Raw genomic sequence first — 7,490 nt, forward strand, 5'->3', positions numbered from 1 at the left:
GGAAACAACCTTTTATCCATCTAAATACCATATTTATCGCCTCCAATATAATATTGCATCTTTTCCATTATTTGGCAAAACCTTTGTTAACAGTGCCTACTCATATAGAGATGATTTAGAGAAGTTCAATTTAGATAAAGGGATGTTGAATGATATCTCGTATAGAGCTAGTACATTAAGCTCTCTTCTTAGTAATGTGCATGATTTTTTAGATGGTACAATGAAGCACTTACGGTTATCAAAGGATACATTGTTGGGTATAGGGGTAAAACAGGAAGATATTAAGGGTATTATGGGTGATGCTGAAGTTATGGAATTTGATCTAGGATCGGACAAAGAGTTAGTGGTTTTTCATCGTGTCGCGGATCAATTATTAAAGGTAGCTGATACTGTTGTTAGAGTATCAGCTGAAATTACTGATTTAGTTGAAGAAATAAGTACAGATACTCCAACCTTAAATAAATTTAGGGATGGCACAAAGCATGATACTGAAAAAGGATATTTAGGAAAGGGTGCTGCTAATAAACTAGATCAACTATTATCAATTAACTTAGATGAAGTTGATCTCGTGCCTGAAGTGCAAAATCCAATATACAAATTATTAATGACATGTACAAATATCGTTGTATCACTTATTGATGAATTAAAGTCCTTTATACAAGGAGCTATAGAGTATTTTAAAGGTCATACAAGTGATATAATAAGGGAAGGGGTTGATAAAGGGCTATATATTCACAATGTTATATAATAGAGGTATAAAATAATAAAATTGCTATGTTATTTTACTAATAGTGACATATTATAGAAGCTAATTATTTTCATAAGTATCGGATTTGTACTCATATCTTGTGTTGTAATGATATGATACAGGTCATGATCTGCGATATCTAAAACTTTCTCATATTCAACTAATTCTAAATATGTAAAGTGTTCTATGTGGTTTTTTGCAAAATTGCCAATAATCTCATCAAGCTCCTTGCAGCCCCTTTTCATGCTTCTATATAATAATTTTTTTTGTAAAATACTTTTCTCCATATTTTTGTACGGTACTATTGAACTATTAAGTCTACTATTATATCATACGTGTGCGGTTTTCCGCTATGGTGATAAACTCTATTTATAATAGATGTTATGGACTCGGGGGCAGAGCCCGACACCTCCACCTTATGGGGGTGAATTAGCTTCGACATGCATTGAAAGGAATAGTTTCATCAGGGGTGACTCCCTTAAATGGTCAAAATGATAAATGCAAAAACAGCATTTAACGTTGCAAACGATAATGACGTAAGGAGCCCTGTTGCCCTTGCTGCATAAATATTGATTGCTACGCGGTTTGGGGGCTTTCCGGGCAACAGAAAAGCCCCCTTTGGCTGTATGATGGATTTCACAGTATGTTCTGCTTCGAGAGTAGGTGATTGAGAGCTTATATAAAAACAATGGCAGTATTCGTTGCTATTCATTTAAGTTTTGTGTGAAAGCTTCAATTCATCGCATAAGGCTAAATTGCAGAAGGTTTAATAAATGTCAGGAAAACCCTGCCTTTAATCATTTTTATATTACTTAGTAAGGATCAAAGTTATATCTATAGCAAACACTGCCAAAAGATTAAAGGTCAGAGGGTTGTTAATATAAAAACAGATTGAGTGATAGCCATTTGTATTTTAAACAGATCAAATAATTATTTTACCTTTTTAAAAATGTTATGCTATACCTTGCCAGACATATTGTTCGTTTGTTTGGTGATTAGTTAATGCTTTTAAAAGGCAAAAAAGGGCTGATAATGGGTGTAGCAAATGATAGGTCTATAGCCTCTGGAATTGCAATTGAGTGTAGTAGAGCAGGTGCTGATCTTGCCTTTTCCTATCAGGATGAGCGTCTTAGAGGGAGGGTTGAGCAAATTGCGTCTGAGTGTAATTCTAAATTTTTAATAAAATGTGATGTTGCAACTCAAGAATCCATCAAATTGCTATTTGAAGAATTGGAAAAAGAATGGGGTGGCATAGATTTTGTTGTACATGCCGTTGCTTTTGCAAATAAGGATGAGTTACAGGGTAGATATATAGATACATCTTTAGATAATTTTCAATTATCACTGAATATATCTTGTTATTCGTTTACTTCTGTTGCAAGACATGCATCAAGTATGATGAAAAATGGCGGTTCACTTTTAACGCTTAGCTATTATGGGGCTGAGAAATATATACCAAACTACAATGTAATGGGTATAGCAAAGGCGGCGCTTGAGGCAAGTGTTATATATGCGGCTCATGATTTAGGCCCAGATAATATTAGAGTAAATGCCATATCTGCTGGCCCGGTAAGAACATTAGCATCATCTGCTATATCAGGCATCAGAGATATGCTCAAGCTCGTTGAAAATTCTTCACCACTTAGAAGAAATGTTACTATTTCAGAGATAGGAAAAACTGCTGTGTATCTGCTATGTGATATGAGCTCTGGAGTAACTGGAGAAATTATACATGTAGATTCTGGTTATCATTGCACTGGGATGAATGCACCTGCTACAGGGTTATAATTAAATTTTTTTCATGAGAAAAAAGTTAAAAGTTGCTATTAATGGTTTTGGACGCATAGGTAGATGTGTTTTTAAGGCCTATCTGAGTAGGTTTCATGAGCTTGATATACAAATTACTAAGATTAATTGTGGCAGGGGAAGTATAGATGATAGGCTTTATTCACTTGTTTATGATTCTGTGCATGGAACATTAATGGGTGATATGCGAGTTTTATCTCATGATACATTTCTCTTTAATGGAGAGAAATTTGCTATGCTATTTGAGAATAATATACAGAATATAGATTGGGATGTTGATATTATCTTGGAATGCACAGGTCAATTAAATTCTAAAAAACTATCCTTCTCTCATATAGAGAGTGGTGCTAAAAAAGTAATCGTTTCTGCGCCGTGCCAAGATGCTGATTCTACCATTATTCTTGGTGTAAATGAAAATGTATTAAAGAGCGCGGATCAGGTAATATCAATTGGATCATGTACTACAAACTGCATAGCGCCCCTTGCCAAAATAATTAATAATTATCTAGGTATAGAGAGTGGATATATGACAACTATACACTCTTATACCAATGATCAATCTTTGGTTGATTCTTACCATAAAGATAAAAGAAGGAGCAGGGCTGCTGCGCTTTCTATAATACCAGCTACAACTGGGGCTGCAAAATCTATAGGTATTGTTATACCAGAGCTTGAAGGAAGGATAGATGGGGCGGCTTTTAGGGTACCTGTTCCTAATGTTTCGGTAGTAGATTTTAAGTTTAATTCTAAAAACTCTACCTCCGTTAAAGAAATTAACGAATTATTTGAGATGCAAAGTAAGAGGTCTTCCGGCATCTTGTCTATATGTAGAGATGAGCTTGTTTCATCTGATTTTATAGGTTCTTCACATAGCGCAATTTTTGACCCTTCACAAACTTCAGTGTTAAAAGATCAAAAAACTTGCAGAGTCGTTGCCTGGTATGACAATGAATTTGGTTTTTCACATAGAATGCTGGAGCTTGCCTCAATGTTAAACTCAGACGGATTAAAATAGTAATACCTATATTTGGTATTAAAGATAGGTGGCTAGGATGTCAAAAAGCTATATAAGTGATTTGAAAGACGAGGGAATGGAAAGTAAAAAATAATCCACAAGACGGCCAGCAAGGCTGTTATATTTTATATATAGCTGAAGTAGTATAAAATGATTATATAAAACACTTAACTCAATGATAATTAAAGTGGTTACAAGGTTAGTACTATTTTATGACGCTTTATCTATAACAAAAAACTGCTGTTTTTGGAGAGATTTATCAAAAGATTTTGGGCCCTAGAAAAGAGTATTTAATTATTTTAACAGGCTCATAATTGAAGAATTGATGCAATGAACTAGAAATATGATTGGATTGCAAATTGGTAAAGAACAAAGTTTTAATATTGCCATAATGTTAAGATGGGCTTTTTAAAAGCTTATTGAAATCATGCTTCATTCTACTTCTCAATAAGTTCTATTGAATTCGTTGCTTGCTCTATATAATTCCTTCTTTAGTATCATATCAACAATAACACGTTCCTTTTTCTTTAAGCTTTGAAAAAATATTAGCTCTTCTAACTGATTAGAGGTATGTAACGGAAATCCATTATTGTTCCGAAAAAGATGGAAAATCTACACAAAATAAACAAGCATGATAGTCTACCAAGTTTAGCGCTATCCATAATACTTGAAACGTAATTGTTTCATAAACTTCTGCCAGTGTTCTAACTGCAGACTATGATCTTCTGGAAGATACTGATTAATATACGTAAGTGTGATAAATGCATTAGCATCATGACAAGAGGTCTCATGCAATGAGCGTGTACCCCATTGCCGAGACCTCTCCAACTTGCAACCAACGCATCGGCTGCACGACACCAGAAGTTCATTTGAATATCACTTCTGAAGGAAAAAACAAAAGTGTTCTTTCCATTCTCATTTTCTAAATTTGCCTGCCAAGTGGCCTAAAACACGTTATAGAAATCCCATATTTTTAGCTGTGGAAAGAAAGTAGTATATAAGATGATTTCTAAGAGAATCTTTTATGTCATAAGATTGTATAATAAGTAATTTGGCTTATTTATAATTTCTATCAATATCAATGTAGATATAGTTATTTAAGTTAAATTAGCATAAGAGATATTCCTATTTTAGAGAGCTATATACAGACATTCAAAAAAAGACTAGCAGATAAGAATTTGTGTTGCTATTGATAGGAATAGAAATGACTGTAATACAAGAAGTATTATTAAGTTCCCACCTCAAGGTTATAGTGGTTTTTATAATACGCCTCCTTCCCACTAATATTGTTATCTGTATTAATTAGCGTTTTTATTGAATTTCTTAAGGATTTAAAAATGAATAAGACAAATAATTATAGTTTAACATATCTTGAGCAGTACCAGGGGCAAAAGGAAGTAGTGGTAAATGATAATATGAAAATTATAGATTTACTCTTGCACAAATGTGCTAATTCAAGGGGAAAAGATATATCTGAAATTAAAGATCCGATCCAAGATAGTATATTCATTATACCGCAAAGAGCCACATCAGTTTGGAGTGGCAAGGGTGATAATATTGCTATATTACTTGGTGATTGGTTCTATATATCACCTAAAGAAGGTATGATGTTTTGGGTTCGAGATGAACGTGATTTTATTGTATATACTGGCAGTGCATGGGAGGCATGTAGGTGGTTAAAAAAGTAAGCTCAATCCTCAATAAAACGGTTATAGATGTGTTAAAAGGTCGACCTGCCCCCTTAAATTATTAATGGTTACCCTCACAATAGCATGGCTTTTTTTTATGACGAATTAGCCACAATCAATCTCTTGGAGCTTTTAAGAAAAATAAAAAGCAAATTCTAGAAAAGCGTAACATAAATTTCTGTTTCATTATGATCCATGTAAGAAGATATCTTATATATCAAAATTGATAAAACTAGATAATTTTAATGTTAATTTAGCAATTAACATAATAACTTTTTAGCAATATTTAAATACGTATTGTTATACCTGTACTAAATCTATGAAGATTTAAGGAGCTATAGCTGAAGTTATCTGGCTTTACTAAACACTTTTTATAATTTTGTCCATAAGGAATATTATGTATTGTAAGAGATCCTGTATTGCGATATTCATACTTTATGAAATCTAATAAGATCCTGTCATTCACAATATAAGAAGCACCAATAGAGATGTTCCAAAATGGCTTTATAGAAGTATCACTATACCCATCAGTTATCGATCTACTTACTGTTGAAAGATCTTTGCTACTAACATCAACGGTTGCAGATGATTTATATACCAATAAACCAACTCCAAATCCTAAATATGATTTGAATTTTTCCGTAATACCAATATCGAAATAAAAATTAGAGCATATAGATTGCATAGAGAATGCATATTTCACATCAGTATCTATTACAATGTTCTTATTTAACTTTTTAATATAGAGATCAGTACTTTGCATTTTAGCACCATGATGTTTCAGTATATATGGAGCTTCATATACACATTCTGCACGTAGTGCCGTCTCTAGCTCGTTACCATCTATTATATTGAGTTTCCATGAATAACCTGCATTAAGCTCTATAGATTTTGAGTGTGAATTACAGGTCGGTAAAAGCATAGAATCATTGCCATTAATAACTGCGTTCCAAACTGATCCCCTTGCACCAAACAAAAAAGAATCTGCTAAAAGGTTCTCCGAGCAAAAAACGTACAGTAAAAAACAAACAAGAAGACGAAATGAGTTAGCAATATAATTCATAATAATAAGTAAAATCTCATTAATCACTATCAACATATCAAAGCAAAAACCAGCAATCTGCCTCTACAGAGCACATAACTAATGCATGATACAATCCAAAGCCACAATATCGATTCCACAGTGCGAGCAAAGTGGCGCATCGTAACGGTGCCATGATATGATCATATCAAATAATCAAAGAATTAACAATTAACTTTTATAAATTTGGAAAGAGTAATAGTATGATGGAAAGTCTATTTTATAGAAATGGTTAATTATAGATTAGTAAAATGATTGATAGGTATTGCTGACAACTTTCTATAGCGATCCAAGCTAAGATCCTATATTCTTATTTATGGCACTTACTTATAACAGAGTTATTTGAGGTAGGTAGATAATACGCTAATTCAGCTTAAATCACTATACTTATCTTAATTATGAATGCATAATATTATCTCTATAGCAAAAGCAGTTTAATTATGATCGGCTAAAAAATGTGTTAGTGACCTGATATAATCAATACTCAATATCTTGCTTCATTAAGCGTTTCATATCAGCCCAGAATTTTTATTACTTCTTAATATTATTCTCGCTTTTTTACTTCCAAATAGGTTTTATAACTAAAACCAACTCGTCTTATCTCATGCTAGTAGCTTTCAACCACCTATATTATATGGCCAAATTGAAAAAATAGGCTTCAGCAAAAAGTATGTATGGGAACTCATACTGTAACGCTTTTAACCAAGTATTGTTATAACATTCTTGTAGCTATTTGGTTATAATATAGCTAAGATAGTATAAAATGGCATAATATATAGTAGATGTGAGGTAAAATGACATTACAATTTCGAAAGAAAGTAATGAAATTACATGCAGAAGATATGAAGATCTAAGTTTCTACATATCTATTAGAACCTAAAGTAGATGGAAGAAGGCGATAGAGCCTCAGAAAACTAGGAATAAACCGTGGAAAAGCTCAGTAAAGAAGCATTAATACGAGATATATTGGATCATCCAGATAGCCATGCTAAAAGATTAGGAATAATTGAGTCATGTATTAAGTATGCAATAAAGCGTCTAGGGATTGGTTATAAAAAAACACTAAATCATCCAAAGGCGGATCCCGGAAAAAGATCTATGTTTTGCCAAACACTTAAGCGGTTAGAAAAAGCCTGTAAATCAATTAATTAC

The 7,490-nt window shown here is 32.9% G+C and carries 7 protein-coding genes and 1 other RNA gene; 6 read left to right on the forward strand and 2 right to left on the reverse strand.

Translation table 11 applies throughout. From position 1 onward, the window contains the following. The first annotated feature begins 142 nt into the window (after nt 1–142). On the forward strand, nt 143–748 hold the full coding sequence (locus Cyrtocomes_RS04480; protein WP_322498002.1) for a hypothetical protein: 606 nt from the start codon (nt 143–145) through the stop codon (nt 746–748). Between the two features lie 29 nt (nt 749–777). Here the strand turns inward: Cyrtocomes_RS04480 and Cyrtocomes_RS04485 are convergent, their stop codons facing one another. Beyond that, nucleotides 778–1,035 carry a succinate dehydrogenase assembly factor 2 gene (locus Cyrtocomes_RS04485; protein ID WP_322498003.1) on the reverse strand — a complete coding sequence of 86 codons (258 nt, stop codon included), beginning with the start codon at nt 1,033–1,035 and terminating at the stop codon, nt 778–780. 13 nt (nt 1,036–1,048) lie between these two features. Here Cyrtocomes_RS04485 and ssrA point away from each other — a divergent pair. The 4 genes from ssrA to Cyrtocomes_RS04505 all read left to right on the forward strand — a co-directional run bounded on the left by ssrA (nt 1,049) and on the right by Cyrtocomes_RS04505 (nt 5,257). Next, nucleotides 1,049–1,366, forward strand: a transfer-messenger RNA (tmRNA) gene (ssrA, locus tag Cyrtocomes_RS04490). A gap of 384 nt (nt 1,367–1,750) precedes the next feature. Beyond that, nucleotides 1,751–2,536 carry an enoyl-ACP reductase FabI gene (locus Cyrtocomes_RS04495; protein ID WP_322498004.1) on the forward strand — a complete coding sequence of 262 codons (786 nt, stop codon included), beginning with the start codon at nt 1,751–1,753 and terminating at the stop codon, nt 2,534–2,536. A 13-nt stretch (nt 2,537–2,549) separates the two neighbouring features. Then, entirely contained in the window at nt 2,550–3,569 is a 1,020-nt protein-coding gene (gene gap, locus Cyrtocomes_RS04500) for a type I glyceraldehyde-3-phosphate dehydrogenase (protein WP_322498005.1), read from the forward strand. A 1,337-nt stretch (nt 3,570–4,906) separates the two neighbouring features. Then, nucleotides 4,907–5,257, forward strand: a complete 351-nt coding sequence (locus tag Cyrtocomes_RS04505) for a DUF2793 domain-containing protein (protein WP_322498006.1) — start codon at nt 4,907–4,909, stop codon at nt 5,255–5,257. 286 nt (nt 5,258–5,543) lie between these two features. Here the strand turns inward: Cyrtocomes_RS04505 and Cyrtocomes_RS04510 are convergent, their stop codons facing one another. Then, nucleotides 5,544–6,356, reverse strand: coding sequence for a hypothetical protein (locus Cyrtocomes_RS04510; RefSeq protein WP_322498007.1), 813 nt, complete (start codon nt 6,354–6,356; stop codon nt 5,544–5,546). Nucleotides 6,357–7,265: 909 nt separating this feature from the next. Between Cyrtocomes_RS04510 and Cyrtocomes_RS04515 the strand changes: the two genes are divergently transcribed. Beyond that, on the forward strand, nt 7,266–7,490 hold a 225-nt coding region (locus tag Cyrtocomes_RS04515; RefSeq protein ID WP_322497808.1), incomplete at its 3' end, for an IS630 transposase-related protein.

It is taken from the genome of Candidatus Cyrtobacter comes (assembly GCF_034470605.1).
Lineage (GTDB): Bacteria > Pseudomonadota > Alphaproteobacteria > Rickettsiales > Midichloriaceae > Cyrtobacter > Cyrtobacter comes.